19 protein-coding genes are annotated in these 16,077 nt (G+C 70.7%); 11 read left to right on the forward strand and 8 right to left on the reverse strand.

Annotated elements, in window-relative coordinates:
* Positions 1-96 precede the first annotated feature (96 nt).
* Positions 97-720 (reverse strand): SACE_7040 family transcriptional regulator, encoded by a 624-nt coding sequence (locus BLQ39_RS10770; RefSeq protein ID WP_092323974.1) that lies wholly within the window; start codon positions 718-720, stop codon positions 97-99.
* 109 nt (positions 721-829) lie between these two features.
* On the opposite strand from BLQ39_RS10770, the gene BLQ39_RS10775 reads away from it, so the two are divergent.
* From BLQ39_RS10775 to BLQ39_RS10800, 6 genes are read left to right on the forward strand one after another with little or no spacing between them, the layout of a single operon-like run.
* The gene (locus BLQ39_RS10775) at positions 830-2,437 is read left to right on the forward strand and encodes a carboxyl transferase domain-containing protein (RefSeq protein WP_092323901.1); all 1,608 of its coding nucleotides are present in this window, start codon (positions 830-832) and stop codon (positions 2,435-2,437) included.
* Positions 2,438-2,451: 14 nt separating this feature from the next.
* A complete protein-coding gene (locus tag BLQ39_RS10780) occupies positions 2,452-4,485 on the forward strand; it encodes an acetyl/propionyl/methylcrotonyl-CoA carboxylase subunit alpha (protein WP_439822886.1) in 2,034 nt (677 codons plus the stop codon).
* Between the two features lie 52 nt (positions 4,486-4,537).
* Positions 4,538-5,323, forward strand: coding sequence for a CoA transferase subunit A (locus BLQ39_RS10785; RefSeq protein ID WP_092323903.1), 786 nt, complete (start codon positions 4,538-4,540; stop codon positions 5,321-5,323).
* Positions 5,320-5,970, forward strand: a complete 651-nt coding sequence (locus tag BLQ39_RS10790; RefSeq protein ID WP_092323905.1) for a CoA transferase subunit B — start codon at positions 5,320-5,322, stop codon at positions 5,968-5,970. Before BLQ39_RS10785 ends, BLQ39_RS10790 begins: the two co-directional genes overlap by 4 nt.
* On the forward strand, positions 5,967-6,452 hold the full coding sequence (locus BLQ39_RS10795) for a MaoC family dehydratase (protein ID WP_092323906.1): 486 nt from the start codon (positions 5,967-5,969) through the stop codon (positions 6,450-6,452). The genes BLQ39_RS10790 and BLQ39_RS10795 overlap by 4 nt, the downstream gene beginning before the upstream one ends.
* Positions 6,449-7,258, forward strand: coding sequence for an HpcH/HpaI aldolase/citrate lyase family protein (locus BLQ39_RS10800; RefSeq protein WP_092323908.1), 810 nt, complete (start codon positions 6,449-6,451; stop codon positions 7,256-7,258). Before BLQ39_RS10795 ends, BLQ39_RS10800 begins: the two co-directional genes overlap by 4 nt.
* A 37-nt stretch (positions 7,259-7,295) precedes the next feature.
* Here BLQ39_RS10800 and BLQ39_RS10805 read toward each other — a convergent pair whose 3' ends face one another.
* A complete protein-coding gene (locus BLQ39_RS10805; RefSeq protein WP_092323909.1) occupies positions 7,296-7,811 on the reverse strand; it encodes a glutathione peroxidase in 516 nt (171 codons plus the stop codon).
* 311 nt (positions 7,812-8,122) lie between these two features.
* On the opposite strand from BLQ39_RS10805, the gene BLQ39_RS10810 reads away from it, so the two are divergent.
* Positions 8,123-9,103: an aldo/keto reductase gene (locus BLQ39_RS10810; RefSeq protein ID WP_241976988.1), complete on the forward strand. Its 981-nt coding sequence runs from the start codon at positions 8,123-8,125 to the stop codon at positions 9,101-9,103.
* On the opposite strand, the gene BLQ39_RS10815 is transcribed toward BLQ39_RS10810, so the two are convergent.
* Positions 9,084-9,671, reverse strand: coding sequence for a TetR/AcrR family transcriptional regulator (locus BLQ39_RS10815; protein WP_092323912.1), 588 nt, complete (start codon positions 9,669-9,671; stop codon positions 9,084-9,086). The genes BLQ39_RS10810 and BLQ39_RS10815 overlap by 20 nt on opposite strands.
* Before the next feature lie 160 nt (positions 9,672-9,831).
* On the opposite strand from BLQ39_RS10815, the gene BLQ39_RS10820 reads away from it, so the two are divergent.
* Complete coding sequence (locus tag BLQ39_RS10820; RefSeq protein WP_092323914.1) at positions 9,832-11,184, forward strand: M16 family metallopeptidase; 1,353 nt, start codon at positions 9,832-9,834, stop codon at positions 11,182-11,184.
* Positions 11,185-11,249: 65 nt separating this feature from the next.
* Positions 11,250-11,852, forward strand: a complete 603-nt coding sequence (locus BLQ39_RS10825) for a histidine phosphatase family protein (RefSeq protein ID WP_092323915.1) — start codon at positions 11,250-11,252, stop codon at positions 11,850-11,852.
* Here BLQ39_RS10825 and BLQ39_RS10830 read toward each other — a convergent pair.
* Entirely contained in the window at positions 11,849-12,352 is a 504-nt protein-coding gene (locus BLQ39_RS10830) for a GNAT family N-acetyltransferase (RefSeq protein ID WP_092323917.1), read from the reverse strand. The genes BLQ39_RS10825 and BLQ39_RS10830 overlap by 4 nt on opposite strands.
* 50 nt (positions 12,353-12,402) lie before the next feature.
* On the opposite strand from BLQ39_RS10830, the gene dapB reads away from it, so the two are divergent.
* Positions 12,403-13,200, forward strand: a complete 798-nt coding sequence (gene dapB / locus BLQ39_RS10835; protein WP_092323918.1) for a 4-hydroxy-tetrahydrodipicolinate reductase — start codon at positions 12,403-12,405, stop codon at positions 13,198-13,200.
* Positions 13,197-13,637: a tetratricopeptide repeat protein gene (locus BLQ39_RS10840; protein WP_092323920.1), complete on the forward strand. Its 441-nt coding sequence runs from the start codon at positions 13,197-13,199 to the stop codon at positions 13,635-13,637. The genes dapB and BLQ39_RS10840 overlap by 4 nt, the downstream gene beginning before the upstream one ends.
* A 96-nt stretch (positions 13,638-13,733) precedes the next feature.
* Here the strand turns inward: BLQ39_RS10840 and BLQ39_RS10845 are convergent, their stop codons facing one another.
* From BLQ39_RS10845 to BLQ39_RS10860, 4 genes are all read right to left on the reverse strand, one after another.
* A complete protein-coding gene (locus tag BLQ39_RS10845; protein WP_092323921.1) occupies positions 13,734-14,621 on the reverse strand; it encodes a TIGR01777 family oxidoreductase in 888 nt (295 codons plus the stop codon).
* A 17-nt stretch (positions 14,622-14,638) separates the two neighbouring features.
* On the reverse strand, positions 14,639-15,064 hold the full coding sequence (locus BLQ39_RS10850) for an OsmC family peroxiredoxin (protein WP_092323923.1): 426 nt from the start codon (positions 15,062-15,064) through the stop codon (positions 14,639-14,641).
* Positions 15,065-15,142: 78 nt separating this feature from the next.
* The gene (locus BLQ39_RS10855; protein WP_092323924.1) at positions 15,143-15,625 is read right to left on the reverse strand and encodes a DUF4395 domain-containing protein; all 483 of its coding nucleotides are present in this window, start codon (positions 15,623-15,625) and stop codon (positions 15,143-15,145) included.
* Positions 15,606-16,052, reverse strand: coding sequence for a TlpA family protein disulfide reductase (locus BLQ39_RS10860; protein ID WP_092323926.1), 447 nt, complete (start codon positions 16,050-16,052; stop codon positions 15,606-15,608). The genes BLQ39_RS10855 and BLQ39_RS10860 overlap by 20 nt, the downstream gene beginning before the upstream one ends.
* Between the last annotated feature and the right edge of the window lie 25 nt (positions 16,053-16,077).

Below are 16,077 nucleotides of genomic sequence, written 5' to 3' on the forward strand. Positions count from 1 at the left end.
CCGAACTGTGAGTTTGGCACCTTCGTGGGCGTCGGGAAGGTGCCAAACTCACAGTTCGGCGGTAGTTCGGCGGAGGGGTGGGTCGGCGGGTGGGTGTCAGGCGGGCGTGAGGGCGGTGAGGGCCATCTGCTCGAGGAGGGCGCGCACGGTTGCCGGACTGGCGCCGGCGGTGGCGCTGTGCGGGGTCGAGTTGATCAGGCCGAACGTCGCATGGGCACGGATGCGAAGCAGCGCCGTGTCCACGCCCGGATGCACGCGGCCGAGCACCTGCACCCACAGCTCCACGTAGGCCCGCTGCAGGGCGCGCACCCGGTGCCGGTCCGCCTCGGCGAGGCTGTCGAGGTCGCGGTCCTGCACCCGGATGACGTCGGGGTTGGACAGGGCGAAGTCCACGTGGAAGCGCACCAGCGCGGCCAGCGCGGCCGCGGCATCCGGATGCGCGCCGGCGACGGCGCGGCCCCCGGCGACGAGGTCCTCGCTGGCGCCGACCAGCAGCGCGGCGAGCACCGCCTGCTTGCCGCTGAAATGGCGGTAGACGGCCGGCCCGCTGACCCCGGCGGCCGTGCCGAGGTCTTCGATCGAGGCGCCGTTGAAGCCCGAGCGGGCGAAAAGCGACGCGGCGGCCGCCAGCAGCGCCTCGCGCCGGTCGGCCTTGGCCAGGCTGCGGGGCGTTGGCGCGGCGGCCGGCGCCGGCCGGGGGGCCGGCGCGGCGGCTCTCATGTCGACCATTGAGCTTCCCGTCTGGACATCTCGGCGACGACCGGCTAGCCTGAATTTCGGTTAGTGATCATTAACTGTACTTGATGCACGCAGCAACGGGAAGACGTCAATGGAGACACTCGAGAGTCGGATCGACTCCAGCAGCCCGACCTTCACGGAGAACGACGCCGCCCAACGCGCCCTCGTCGCAGACCTGCAGCAGCGCCTCGCGCTCGCGGCCCTCGGCGGCCCGGAGAAATCCCGGCAGCGCCACATCGGTCGCGGCAAACTCCTGCCGCGCGAACGCATCGACGCGCTGCTCGACGAAGGCAGTCCCTTCCTCGAAATCGCTCCGCTCGCGGCCAACGGCATGTACCACGACGCCTGCCCGGGCGCCGGCATCATCGCCGGCGTCGGGCTCGTCCACGGCCGCCAGGTTCTCGTCATCTCCAACGACGCCACCGTCAAGGGCGGCACCTACTACCCGATGACGGTCAAGAAGCACCTCCGCGCGCAGGAGATCGCCTTCGAGAACCGCCTCCCGTGCGTCTACCTGGTCGACTCGGGCGGAGCGTTCCTGCCGATGCAGGACGACGTCTTCCCCGACAAGGAGCACTTCGGCCGGATCTTCTACAACCAGGCCCGGATGTCCGCGGCGAAGATCCCGCAGATCGCCTCGGTCATGGGGTCCTGCACCGCCGGCGGCGCCTACGTGCCGGCGATGAGCGACGAGACCGTGATCGTTCGTAACCAGGGCACGATCTTCCTCGGTGGCCCGCCGCTGGTTAAGGCCGCGATCGGCGAGATCGTCACCGCAGAGGAGCTGGGCGGCGGCGACCTGCACGCCCGCACCTCCGGAGTCACCGACCACCTCGCCGAGAACGACCAGCACGCCCTGCAGATCGTGCGCGACATCGTGTCCACCCTGCCCCGGCCTGCCCAGCCGGCCTGGGACATCCTCCCGACGGTCGAACCCGTCGCCGACGAAACCGAACTCTACGGCGCCGTCCCCACCGACGTGCAGGGCCAGTACGACGTGCACGAGGTCATCTCGCGCATCGTCGACGGCAGCGAGTTCCACGAGTTCAAGAAGGAATACGGCACGACGCTGATCACCGGCTTCGCCCGCCTGCACGGGCACCCGATCGGCATCATCGCCAACAACGGCGTGCTGTTCGCCGAGTCGGCGATGAAGGGCGCGCACTTCATCGAGCTCTGCGACCAGCGCGGCATCCCGATGGTCTTCCTGCAAAACCTGGCCGGATTCATGGTCGGCAAGGACTACGAGGCCGGCGGAATCGCCAAGCACGGCGCCAAGATGGTCACCGCCGTGGCGACCGCCCGCGTGCCCAAGCTCACCGTCGTCATCGGCGGATCCTTCGGCGCCGGCAACTACTCGATGTGCGGGCGCGCCTACTCGCCGCGCTTCCTCTGGATGTGGCCGGCCAGCCGCATCTCCGTGATGGGCGGCGCGCAGGCCTCCTCCGTGCTCGCCACCGTGAAACGGGAGCAGTACGAGGGCCGGGGCGAGGAATGGTCGGCCGAGGACGAGGCCGCCTTCAAAGCCCCGATCAAGGAACAGTACGAGCACCAGGGCAGCCCCTACTACTCGACCGCCCGCCTCTGGGACGACGGCGTGATCGACCCGCTGGACACCAGGACCGTGCTCGGCCTGGCCCTCGACGTCTGCGCCGCCACCCCGCTACCCGAGACCGCCTTCGGCCTCTTCCGGATGTGAGAGAGACCATGACCATGTTCCACACCGTCCTCGTCGCCAACCGCGGCGAAATCGCCTGCCGCATCATCCGCACGCTGCGGGAGCTCGGCATCCGCTCGGTCGCCGTCTACAGCGACGCCGACCGCGGTGCCCTGCACGTCTCGCTCGCGGATGTCGCGGTGCGGATCGGCCCCGCGAAGCCCCAGCTGAGCTACCTCAGCATCGAGGCCATCCTCGACGCCGCCGCCCGCACCGGCGCCCAGGCGATCCACCCCGGCTACGGCTTCCTCTCCGAAAACCAGGCCTTCGCCCGGGCCTGCTCCGACGCCGGCGTCGTCTTCATCGGGCCCAGCGTGCACGCGCTGAACATGATGGGCGACAAGATCCGCTCGAAGAACCACGTGGCGGAGTCCGGTGTGCCGGTCGTCCCCGGGGTGTCCCTGCCCGGCCAGAGCGACGAGCAGCTCATCGCCGCCTCTGAGGGCGTCGGCTACCCGATGCTGATCAAGCCGTCCGCCGGCGGCGGCGGCAAGGGCATGCACCTCGTCGAGCGAGCGGGCGACCTCGCCGGCGCGCTCGTGACCGCCCGCCGCGTCGCATCCAGCGCGTTCGGCGACGACACCCTGCTGATCGAACGGTTCGTCAGCGCACCCCGGCACATCGAGGTGCAGGTGCTCGCGGACAACCACGGCAACGTCATCCACCTCGGCGAACGCGAGTGCTCCCTGCAGCGCCGCCACCAGAAGGTCATCGAAGAGGCCCCGTCGCCCCTGCTCGACGCGGACACCCGCGCCCGGATCGGCGAGGCCGCCTGCGCCGCCGCCCGCAGCGTCGGCTACACCGGCGCCGGGACCGTCGAGTTCCTGGTCTCGGATGCCGCGCCCGACGAGTTCTTCTTCATGGAGATGAACACCCGGCTCCAGGTGGAACACCCGGTCACCGAGATGGTCACCGGGCTCGACCTCGTCGAGTGGCAGGTGCGCGTGGCGGCGGGGGAGACCCTGCCGCTGGCCCAGCAGGACGTCGTGCTCACCGGGCACGCGGTCGAGGCCCGCGTCTACGCCGAGAACCCCGAGCGCGGCTTCCTGCCGACCACCGGCACGGTGCTGCGGCTCGAGGAGGCGTGCGGCGAAGGCATCCGCGTCGACAGCGCCCTCACCCCGGGGCTGGCGATCTCCTCCGACTACGATCCGATGCTCGCCAAGGTCATCGCCTGGGCGCCCACCCGCGCCGAGGCGCTGTCCCGCCTCGACCGCGCCCTCGCCGACACGGTCGTGCTCGGCGTGCGCACCAACATCGAATACCTCCGGCTCCTGGTGCAGGATGAGGACGTCCGCGCCGGGCACCTCGACACCGGCCTGATCGAGCGCAAGCTCCCGGGCCTCGGCTTCCGCGCGGCCGACGACCACGTCTACGCCGCAGCGGCGCTGTTCCTGCACGCGCAGGCCTGGTCGGGGGAGAACCCGGTCTGGTCCCGCCCGAGCGGCTGGCGGATGGGCCCGCACCGCCAGGCCCGGTACAACCTGGCCGTGAGCGCGACCGAGTCGGTCGACGTGCGGGTCGAGGGTGGCCCGGATGCGGCATCCGTCGCCGTCGGCGCCGGCGAGCCCGCGCCGGCGAGCCTGGCCGAGGTGGCCGGCCGCCCCGGCGCCTTCAGCATCGAGCTCGACGGGGTGAGCCGCGTGCTCGACCTGGTCCGGGACGGCCGGCGGCTGTGGATCGGCAGCGACGGGTTCTCGGTCGACCTGCGCCGCCGCTCCCGCGCCGAGCAGCTGGCCGAGCAACTCGCCGGCCGCGACCGCGTCGAGGGCGCGGCCAGCCCCGACGTGCGCTCGCCCATGCCCGGGACCGTCATCGCCGTGCACGCCGCCTCGGGCGACCTCGTCGAGATCGGCCAGACCATCCTCACGGTCGAGGCCATGAAGATGGAACACAAGCTCACCGCGGCAACGGCCGGCGTCGTCAGCGTCACCTTCAAGCCAGGCGACCTGGTCAAGCTCGACCAGATTGTCGCCACCATCGCAGCGATCGCCACGATGGCCGAGCCCGACGACGCACCGATGGTGTGACGGACGAGCCGACCTGGCCCTATCGTGAGTGCATGCAGAACGGGAGATCGAAATGATTGACAAAGTTGTGGCGAGTGCGGCGGAGGCCGTCGCCGACGTTCCGGATGGGGCATCCCTCGCCGTCGGCGGCTTCGGGCTGTGCGGCATCCCCGAGAACCTGATCGAGGCCCTGCACGCGCAGGGCACGACCGACCTCGAGACGATCAGCAACAACTGCGGCGTCGACGGCTGGGGACTCGGGCGGCTGCTCGAAGACCACCGCATCCGCCGCACGATCAGCTCCTACGTGGGCGAGAACAAGGAATTCGCACGCCAGTTCCTCTCCGGCGAGCTCGAGGTCGAGCTGACCCCCCAGGGCACGCTCGCCGAGAAGCTGCGCGCCGGCGGCGCCGGAATCCCCGCCTTCTTCACCCCGGCCGGCGTCGGCACCCAGGTCAGCGAAGGCGGGCTGCCGCAGCGCTACAACACGGACGGCACGGTCGCGAAGGCGTCCGAGCCCAAGGAGGTGCGCAGCTTCGACGGCGCCGACTACGTGATGGAGCACTCGGTCACCCCCGACTTCGCCCTCGTGCACGCAGCGAAGGGCGACCGCTACGGCAACCTCGTCTTCCACGCGGCCGCCGCGAACTTCAACCCGCTCGCCGCCATGGCCGGGCGGATCACGATCGCCCAGGTCGAGGAGCTCGTCGAGCCCGGCGAGCTGGACCCCGAGCACATCCACACGCCGGGCATCTTCGTGCAGCGTGTCGTCGTCGTCGGAGCGATCGAAAAGCGGATCGAGAAGCGCACCATCACCGGCGCCCCCATCACCCCAGCCACCAAGGAGTTCGGCGCATGAGCCTCACCCGCGAGGAGCTCGCGGCGCGCGTCGCCCTGGAGCTCGAAAACGGCCAGTACGTCAACCTCGGCATCGGCATGCCCACGCTGATTCCGAACTACATTCCGGATGACATCGAGGTCGTCCTGCACGCCGAGAACGGCATCCTCGGTGTCGGGCCGTACCCCACCGACGACAACGTCGACCCGGACCTGATCAACGCGGGCAAGGAAACCGTCACGGTCAACCAGGGCGCGGCGTTCTTCGACTCCGCGGCATCCTTCGGCATGGTCCGCGGCGGACACGTCGACGTGGCGGTGCTCGGGGCGATGGAGGTCGCCGCGAACGGCGACCTGGCCAACTGGATGGTCCCCGGCAAGATGGTCAAGGGCATGGGCGGGGCGATGGACCTCGTCTTCGGGGCCAAGCGCCTGATCGTCATGATGGAGCACACCGACCGCGCCGGCAACCCGAAGATCCTCGAACGCTGCTCGCTGCCGCTGACCGGCCGGGGTTGCGTCGACCGCATCATCACCGACCTCGCCGTGATCGACGTCACCCCCGACGGCCTCGTGCTGCGCGAGCTCGCGCCCGGCGTCACGGTGGAGCAGGTCATCGCGGCGACCGGCGCCGAGCTGCTGGTCGAGGAACACGAGGTCAGCGTATGACCGGCGACCGCACCGTGATCGAGCAGCGCGGGCTGTACTTCGAGGAGTTCGACCTGGCCGCGCGCTACCTGCACCGCCCCGGCCGCACGGTCACCGAGGCCGACAACGTGCTGTTCACGACCATGACGATGAACACGCAGTCGCTGCACCTCGACGCGGCCTGGTCGGCCACCCAGCCGTTCGGCCAGCGGCTGATGAACTCGATGTTCACGCTGTCCACCCTGGTCGGCAGTTCCGTCGCGCAGCTCACCCAGGGCACGATCGTGGCGAACCTGGGCTTCGCCGAGGTGAAGTTCCCGCATCCGCTTTATCATGGCGACACCATGTACTCCGAGACGATCGTGACCGACAAACGGCTCTCCGGCTCCCGGCCGGGCCAGGGCATCCTGACGCTCGAACACACGGCCCGCAACCAGCACGGCGACGTCGTGGCGACCGCGATCCGCACCGTCATGGTCTGGTGCAAGGACTCGGCGCCGTGAGCTTCGACCTGGGCCCGGCCCTCCTCTTCTGCCCGGCCGACCGGCCGGAGCGCTACGCGAAGGCGGCCGCACGGGCCGACGCGGTCATCATCGATCTCGAGGATGCCGTCAGCCCCGACGCCCGCGCCGACGCGCGGGTGTCACTGATCGCGAACCCGCTGGATCCCGCGCGCACCGTCGTGCGGGTCAACGCGGTCGGCACCGAGGACTTCGAACTCGACCTGGCTGCGCTGGAACAGACGCTGTACCGCACGGTCATGCTGCCCAAGGCGGTCAGCGCCGCACAGCTGGAGGCGCTGCCCGCGTACGACGTGATCGCCCTCTGCGAAACGGCCGCGGGCATCCTCGCCGCGCCTGAGATCGCCGCGGTGCCCAATGTGGTCGCGTTGATGTGGGGGGCCGAAGACCTCATTGCCTCGCTCGGCGGAAGCTCGAGCCGCTTCGCCGACGGCAGCTACCGCGCCGTCGCCCGCCACGCCAGGTCCTCCGTGCTCCTGGCCGCCGGCGCGCACGACAAGGCCGCCATCGACAGCGTGTTCCTGGCCATCGCCGACATCACCGGCCTCGCCGCCGAGGCCGAAGACGCCGTGGCCAGCGGGTTCCGGGCAACGGCCTGCATCCACCCCGGCCAGGTCGCCGTCATCCGGGACGCCTACCGGCCGACCGCCGCGGAGATCGCCTACGCCTGGGCGATCCTCGAGGCCTCGGCCACGGAAGGCGGCGTCTTCCAGTACCAGGGACGGATGATCGACGGCCCGCTGCTGCGCCACGCCGAGGCGGTCCTCCGCCGAGCCGAAGCCCCCTGACCCCTCGCCACATCCCGCGAAACCGCAGTTGTGCGCGTTATTCCGGCGTCTTGGCGCGCACAACTGCGGTTTCGCGGGAGATGGCCCGCACGATTTGCTCGGATTCGGGTTCCACCGTCGACGCGAAGCGGTCGACGACCTGGCCGGCGGAGTTGACCAGGAACTTCTCGAAGTTCCACTTGATCAGTCCCGGCAGCGGGCCGCTCTTGAAGGTCGTCAGTTCCGCGTAGAGCGGATGCTGGTGCTTGCCCCGCACATCCACCTTCTCGGTCAGCGGGAAGCTCACGCCGAAGTTCAGTTCGCAGAACGACGCGATATCGGCCTCGTCGCCCGGCTCCTGGCCCATGAACTGGTTGCAGGGCAGGCCGAGCACCACGAAGCCCTCGTCCTTGTACCTGCGGTACAGCGCCTCCAGGCCCGCGTACTGAGGGGTGAAGCCGCACTTCGAGGCGACGTTGACGACGAGCACCGTCTTGCCCCTGAACCGGTCGAACGTCGTCTCCGTGCCGTCGATGAGGGTGAGCGGGATCTCGTAAAGCGTCGATGCTGTCATCCGCCGAGGATAGCCCGGCGCGCTTCGAGGAAGCTGAAGCGGCTCGCGGGCAGGGGCGCCGCGTGAGCGCACCGCTTGGATAACGGTTCCCGCAAGCCCCTCGGAAAGACCGGGAACGGGGATTATTCTCGGGGCACAGCAGCAGGCAACGGGAAGGGAGAGCCATGCCTCGGTTCCCAGCGCCCCGGTCAGCGACCCATGCCTCGCACAGGTCGCTCAGTCCCCGGCCCCCACAGGGGTCACGCCCGCGGCAGCCCCTCTCCGCCGGCCCGCCGCCCATTTCGGCGCCGGTCCCGGTGCAGTCGGCGCCCGTGTCCGGAGCGGTCCCGGCGCCCCAGGGCGCCGCGGCCAGGCATCCGATCGCGGACACGGACCTGCTGGTGCACCCGCTCGCCCTCGGCTGCAGCGTCTTCGGCTGGACAATCGACGGGAGTGCCGCCATGCGCGTCCTCGACCGGCACCGCGACCTGGGCGGCAACTTCCTCGACACGGCCGACAGTTACGCGGCAGGACGCAGCGAGGTGATCATCGGCTCGTGGCTGCGCAGCCGCGGGGCTCGAGGCGACACGGTGATCGCGACCAAGATCGGCCGGAACCGGGACCACCCCGGCCTGAGCGCCGAGAGCATCACCGGCGCCGTGCAGGCTTCCCTGGAACGGCTGGGCACCGACTACATCGACCTGCTCTACTTCCACCTGGACGATCCGGAGGTTCCCCTCGAGGAGAGCCTCGGCGCCATCGACGTCCTCATCCGCCGCGGCCAGGTGCGCTACCTGGCCGCCTCGAACTTCACCGCCGAACGGCTGATGGAGGCGAGGGTGCTTTCCGCCAACGGCCTGCCCCGGTTCGTGGCCCTGGAAACGCACTACAACCTTGTGCACCGCGAGCCCTTCGAATCGTCCCTCGCCCTGGTGACCCATGCGCAGGGGATGACGGTGCTGCCGTACTTCGCGCTGGCTCATGGCTTCCTGGCCGGCCGGTATCGCACCAGGGCCGAGGCCGCCGGAACGGCCAGGGCCGAACGCGCCGCCGGTTACCTGAACCGCCACGCGCTGCGGACGCTCGCCGTGGTCGACCGGATCGCGGATGAACACGGCGTGGAACCGGCGACGATTGCCCTCGCCTGGCTGCTGGCCCGGGACGGAACCTTCGTGCCCGTCGCCGGCGCCAGCCTGCCGGAGCAAGTGGACGCGCTCGTGGCGGCCGCGGGCATCCGGCTCGGCCGAGGCGAGATGGTCGAACTCGACCGGGCGTCGGCCGCCCCCGGCCCGGCTACGGGATCTCGGCGATAACGCGCTGGATCGCGCGCTGCAGCGCGGCATGCGCGGCGATGGGGTCGCCCAGGTTGGCGCCGGCGTAGGCCCCGTCACGGGCGAGGAAGAAGTCGTCGGCGGCGTCGCCGGGGTGGGAGTGCCCCATGCCGCGGAACAGGCCCTCGATCGTCGTGCCGTACCACTCGCGGTGAGCGGCAACGGCCTCGCGCACCGGATGCCGCGGGTCGGCGAACTGGGCCGCCGCGTTGATGAACGGGCAGCCGTGAAACCCGGGGCGCATGACCTCGTCGGCGATCTCGTCCACGATGCCGCGCAGCCGCTGCTCGGGGCTGTCGTAGCGCAGGGCGACGTCCGCCACGAAGTCGCGGGCCCGCGTGTCCCGCCCCTGGAGGTAGGCCACGATCAGGCTGTCCTTCGAACGGAAGTACTTGTAGAACGTGGCCTTGGTGACCTTCGCCTCACTGATGATGCGATCGACACCGACCGTGTGCACACCCTCGCTGTAGAACAGGCCGTCTGCGGTGGCGAGGATACGCACCTTCGCGTGCGTGGTCGGCCTCGCCGGTGTTGGTGCCGCCTCGGCCATGCGTGCTGCTCCTCCGCGTCGCGCGTGTCGCGCCGCGATTCAGGGCACGCCCGGCGTGCGCCGGTGGCTAAACGCTAGCACAAAACGGCTAGACAGACCAGTCTGTCGTGGCCGACCGGTGGGACGCCCGGCCGGGCGGTGTCGTAAGGTTGTCAGTGACATGAACGGTGCTGTTGAGTTCCCCCTGGACCTGGCCGAACTCTCTTTCCGGGCCGCCGGTGAGTCGCTGGTGCGCCGAAGCGTGCTACCCAGCGGCGTGCGCATCCTGAGCGAACACGTTCCGGGCAGCCGCAGCCTGACGATCGGCTACTGGGTCGCGGTCGGTTCACGCGACGAGCAGCCAGGTCACTTCGGTTCGACGCACTTCCTGGAGCACCTGCTTTTCAAGGGCACGCAGAAACGCACCGCACTCGACATCGCGGTCGCCTTCGACTCGGTCGGCGGCGAACACAACGCCATGACGGCCAAAGAATACACCTGCTACTACGCCAAGGTACAGGACCGCGACCTGTCGATGGCCGTCGAGGTGCTCACCGACATGATCACCTCCTCCCTGCTCGACCCGGTGGAGTTCGAGAACGAGCGCGGCGTCATCCTCGAAGAGCTGGCGATGGCCGACGACGACCCGGCGGATGTCGCGAACGAGCGATTCTTCGAGGCCGTCATGGGCGCCCACCCGCTCGGTCGCCCGATCGGCGGCACCCGCGAAACGATCCAGGCCGCCACCCGCGCCGCCGTCTGGGAGCACTACCGCGCCAACTACCGCCCGCAGGACCTCGTCGTCACGGTCGCCGGCGCGGTCGACCACGACGTGCTCGTGGCCGCCGTCACCCGTGCCCTGCTCCTCGCCGGCTGGGACCTGGGCGAATATGCGGCCCCGGTCGCCCGCCGCACCGGCCGGGCCGCGCTGATCAGCCAGGGCGACCCGGTCACGATCGTGCGGCGCCCGTTGGAGCAGGCGAACCTCCTCGTGGGTGTCCCGGGCCTGCTCGCGGCCGACGACCGCCGCGTCACGATGAGCGTGCTCAACTCGATCTTCGGCGGCGGCATGTCATCCCGCCTGTTCCAGGAGGTGCGCGAGAAGCGCGGCCTGGCCTACTCCGTCTACTCGTTCGCGCCCGGATACTCGGATGCCGGGCTGTTCGGCATGTACGCCGGCTGCACCCCGGCGAAGGCGGGGCAGGTGGTCGAGCTGATGCTCGGCGAGCTGAACCGGCTCGCCGAAGGCGGCGTCACCGCCGACGAGATGAAGCGGGCCTCCGGGCAGCTGTCCGGGGCATCCGCCCTCGCCCTCGAGGACTCGGACACCCGCATGTCCCGGCTCGGTCGCTCGGAAATCACCCTGGGGGAGTTTGTGGATCTCGACGAGGCGCTCCGACGCCTGGCGCTCGTGACGGCCGAGGACGTGCAGGAGCTCGCCGCCGAGCTGGTCGCCGGTCCCATCTCGGTCGCCGCCGTCGGCGCCCTCGATGACGACGCGTTCACAGCGGCCCTCACCGCCGCCAGGCACTAGCCGTAGCGCGCTCCGCCCGCAGCCGCGCTTCGCGCTTTCCGCAGCAAGACAACGAAAGAGACACCGTGCCCCACTACCTCTACCTGGTTCGCCACGGCGAACAGCAGGACGCCGAGCACGGCCTCCCGGACGGCCCGCTGTCGCCGCGCGGCAAGCGCCAGGCCCACCTGATCGCCGAACGACTCGGGGGAGTCCCGTTCACCGGCGCCTGGCACTCGCCGCTGCAGCGCGCGGCGGAGACGGCGGACATCATCGCCGAAAGGCTTCCCGCCCTCACCTCCGAGCCGTCCGCGCTGCTGATGGACTGCATCCCCACCGGAAAGACGCCGGAGATGCCCTCGGCCTTCGACCCGTTCTTCGGCGCGGTCTCCGAGGCCCAGATCGAGGCCGGCCGGGCCCAGATGGAAGACGCAGCGGCCGAATTCCTCCGCTCCAGGCGCGGTGAACGCCACGACCTCCTGATCACCCACAACTTCGTCATTGCCTGGTTCGTCCGCGAGGTGCTCGGTGCTCCCGACTGGCGCTGGATCAGCATCAACCAGGCCAACTGCGGGCTCACCGTGCTGCAGCAGAAGCCCGGGCGGCCCTGGACGCTGGTGACCCACAACGACCTCGGGCACCTGCCGGTCGAGCTCCGAACCGGGCTGCCGGACCAGCTTCTCTTTTAGGCCTCGGCCCGCTCCTGGCTGACCAGCGCCTTGCGGTACCAGTTCGTGGCGTTGGGGTTGTCGTTGTACGGCGCGATGTCCTCGTAACCCGCTTTCCGGTACAGGGCCCCGGCCGCCTCGAGGCTGGCGTTCGTGTCGAGCACGACCTCGCCGGCGCCGAACGCGCTCGCCCGGCTCTCCAGCTCGCCCAGCAGCACGCGCCCCCAGCCGAGGCCGCGCACGTGCGGCTGCAGCCACAGGTGCTTGATCTCGTACCGCACGGCGCCGGCCGGGGAGTCGGCGATGCGCCGCACCCCGCCGCAGCCGACGTAGCGGCCGGAATGTCCCTCCTCCACCAGCAAGAACACGCCCCGCGGCGGCAGGAACTCCTCCGCGACGGGCAGGGTGGTGCGGTAGCTGCCCTGAGCCGACGGGAACGACGACGCGCGGTCGCTGAAGTATTGGGTGAGCAGGGTGAGCGCCGGCGCATCCGTCACCGACACTTCTCTGAATTCAGGCATGCCCCTAGGCTACGTCGGGCCCGCAAGGTCGCGCTTGGTAGATTGGGAACATGACAACACGGGTGGCCGTTATCGGCGCAACGGGCAAGATGGGCCGCCTGGTTTCCTCGCTCATTGAAGACACCGACGGCTACGAACTCGTCGCCCGGCTGGACTCGAAGAGTGCGCTCTCCGAGATGCTCGGGGCGGATGTCGCCGTCGACCTGACAGCGCCGGGCGTCAGCCAGCGCGTGGTCGAGTTCGCCGTCGACCACGGCATCCGGGTGCTCGTCGGCACGTCCGGCTGGTCGCAGGAGCGGATCGACTCGCTCGCCTTCCGCCTCGCCGGCCTGGACGATGCGGGCGTCGTCATCATCCCCAACTTCTCCATCGGCTCCGTGCTCGGGTCGGCATTCGCCGCCCAGGCCGCCCGCTTCTTCGACTCGATCGAGATCGTCGAGGCGCACCAGGCCGGCAAGGTCGACTCGCCGTCGGGCACGGCGGTGCGCACGGCCGAGCTGATCGGGCGGGCGCGGGCCGGCCTCGGCCCGGTCTCGGCCCCGCACACCGACCAGCGCGCCCGCGGCCAGCAGGTCTCCAGTGTGCCCGTGCACAGCCTGCGGCTGGACGGCCTCCTCGCCCGCCAGGACGTGTTCCTCGGCGGACCGGGCGAGACGCTGACCATCAGCCACAACACGCTCTCGGCCGAGGCCTACGAGCGCGGCATCCTGCTGGCCCTCGCGGCCACCCGCACGGCCCGCGGGGTGACCGTCGGCCTGGACCGGATCGTCGACCTCGGCCTGGGCGAGGCCGGCGCCGGCTCGCCGCGCGCCGCCGGCTCCGCCGCCACGTCCGGGGCAGCGGAATGAGGGGTCGCCTGGCCGCCGCGCTGATGGCCCTGCTGCTCCTGGTCTACCTGGTCCTCGTGGGCTGGCAGGCCGTGAAGTTTATGCTGACCGGCGAGCCGATCGGTATCGTGATCGGCGGGGCGCTGATCATCCTGCCCATCGTCGGGGTCTGGGCGCTCGCCCGCGAGCTGCAGTTCGGGCTGGGCTCGGAGCGGCTGCTGCGGCGCCTGGACGCCGAGGGCGAACTGCCCGTCGACGAGCTTCCGTCCCGGCCCAGTGGGCGGCCCTACCGGGACGCGGCCGACGCCGATTTCCCCCGCTTCCGCGAAGCGGCGGAGGCCGACCCGGAAAACTGGCGCGCCTGGTTCCGGCTCGGGCTCGCCTACGACGCCTCGGGGGACCGGCGCCGCGCGCGTGGCGCCATCCGCACCGCCATCGCTCTCGAACGCCGCGCGTAACCCGCCTTCCCCGCCTCCGCGAAACCGCAGTTGTGCGCGCTAAAACGCGTTCATAACGCGCACGACTGCGGTTTCGCGGGGGGAAGACGGGGGAAGTCAGGCGCGGAGCATGTGGTCGACGGCCTCGGCGGCGGTGCGGTGGGTGAAGACGAAGCCGTCGGCCTGCAGTTTCGCGGAGCTCACCTGCTGGTCGGCCAGGAGCAGCTGCCGGGCGGCATCCTGCAGCGCGAGGGTGAGCACGAACTCCGGAACGGGGATGAAAAAGGGGCGGTGCAGGGCCCTCGCCACCGCCCTGATCACGTCGTTCGCCGTCGCCGGGGTGGGCCCGACCAGGTTGACCGGGCCGCTCAGAGTCGAGGTGAGCAGGTGCACGATGGCCGCGGCCTCGTCATGCAGGCTGATCCACGACCAGTGCTGGGTGCCGCGGCCGAGCGGTCCGCCCAGCCCGAGCCGGACGATCGGCAGCAGCGGCTTGAGGGCGCCGCCGCGCTCGAGCACGAGCCCGGTGCGGAAGGTCACGACCCGGGTCTGCTCGGGCGCGCGCAGGGCTTCGCGTTCCCAGGCGGAGACGACGCCGGCGAGGAAATCCTGTGCCGGCGGGGATTCCTCGGTGAGCGTTTCGCCCGGCCGGTTGCCGTAGATGCCGATCGCCGAGGCGTTCAGCAGCACCGCGGGCGGCGTTGCGCTCTGCCGCATCGCATCGGTGAGGGCACGCGTCGCCCGCACGCGGGAACGCAGGATCTCCCGTCGGTACGCCGGGGTCCACGGAAGGCGGGCCAGGGAGGCGCCGGACAGGTTGACGACCGCGTCGACGCCGTCGAGCACGCCGGCCGCGAGGCCCGCCCCCGCCGGGTCCCAGCGGATTTCGCCGCTCGTGCGCGGTTCGCTCCGCACCAGGCGGAGCACTGTGTGGCCGGCCTCCTCGAGTTGGCGGGAGAGCTCGGTGCCGATCAGGCCGGATGCCCCGGCGATCAGGACTCGCATGGCGCCGCAGCCCCGGCTCAGGCCAGTTCCGCCTCGATCGTGATCGGGATGCCGGTCAGTGCCTTGGAAATCGGGCAGTTCTGCTTGGCGTCCTCGGCGAAGGCCTCGAAGGCTTCCTCGGTCATGCCCGGGATCCGGGCGCTCACGAGCAGGTGGCTGCCGACGACACCGGTTCCAGGCTGGAAGGTGACCGCCGCGGTGGTCTGGATGCTCTCCGGCGTGTGGCCGGCGGCAGCGAGCGCGTTCGCCAGCGCCATCGAGAAGCAGGCGGAGTGGGCCGCGCCGAGCAGTTCCTCCGGGTTGGTCGTGTTGGGCGTGCCCTCTGCGCGCGCCGCCCAGGTGACGGGAAATTCCGCGGCGTGCGACGAGTCGAGAGTGGTGGTGCCGCGACCCGACATCAGGTCGCCGGTCCACACTGTTGTTGCTTCGCTGGTCAGAGCCATGGTGATACCTCCTGGAAGTGGAACCCCAGCCTAACCGCCGCGCGACCTCGGAACCTGATTGCCGCCCAGCGGGCCGCTCTATGCTGCGCCGCCGACCCTCCCGGAGCGGCCCAGCACGCCGGCGCGCACGAGCAGCAGGTAGAGCTGGCAGCCGAGGCAGTAGTCGAACGCGGCGTTGAGGAAGGCCGCGACGAAGGCGGCAGCCGCGGCGGCCGCGAGGCCGCCGGAAAGGCCGACCAGGCCCAGGATGACGCCGATCAGGCTGACGACCAGGCCCACGCCCTGCGCGAAGGTCGGCGGAGCCGGGTCTTCCAGCTCGGCCGGCGCGGCCAGCCTCGGCCGCACGTACCGTTTGAACAGCAGCCCGAACGGATGCCGCCCGGCACCGGCGAAGGCGCCCCAGGCGAACAGCGCCGCCAGCACGGTGAGCAGCAGAAGCGCGGCGACGGATGCCCCGGTCAGGGACAGGAAGACCACGGCCAGGAGCAGCGCGGCGGTGATCCCGGCGACGAACCGTGGGCCGCGCGGGTCGATCCGGGGCCTAGCGGGCGAGGCTGACATTGTTGCTCCCGGTGAGGTCGTCGAGGTGTCGGGCGATGCCGGAGCGGTGCGGAACCCCGCCGATTCGGGCCCGAACCCGGCCGTCGCCGTCGAGGATGAGCGTGGTCGGTGTCTGCATGACCCGGTACCGGTTGGCGAGGTCCGCGCGGTGGGTCAGGTCGACATCGAGGTGAGCGACGCCGGGGCGCGAGCTCGCGACTCCGGCCAGCAGTCGGCTCGTGCCGGGGCAGCGCGCGCACAGCTCGGTGGAGAACTGGAGCAGGGTGGCGTTCCGGCCGAACGGGACGTCGCTGGCAACATCCGTCGGCGTGATGACCACCCCGGAGACCGTCGCGATTCGCCCCTGCCGGGCACGCCAGACCAGGCCCAGCGCGGTCGCGGCCGCGACGAGCGCCAGGATGACGGTGAGCGCGGTGAGAGGATTCATGCTCGCAACGTTACGCGGGCAAACT

The organism is Cryobacterium psychrotolerans (assembly GCF_900101115.1).
GTDB lineage: Bacteria > Actinomycetota > Actinomycetes > Actinomycetales > Microbacteriaceae > Cryobacterium > Cryobacterium psychrotolerans.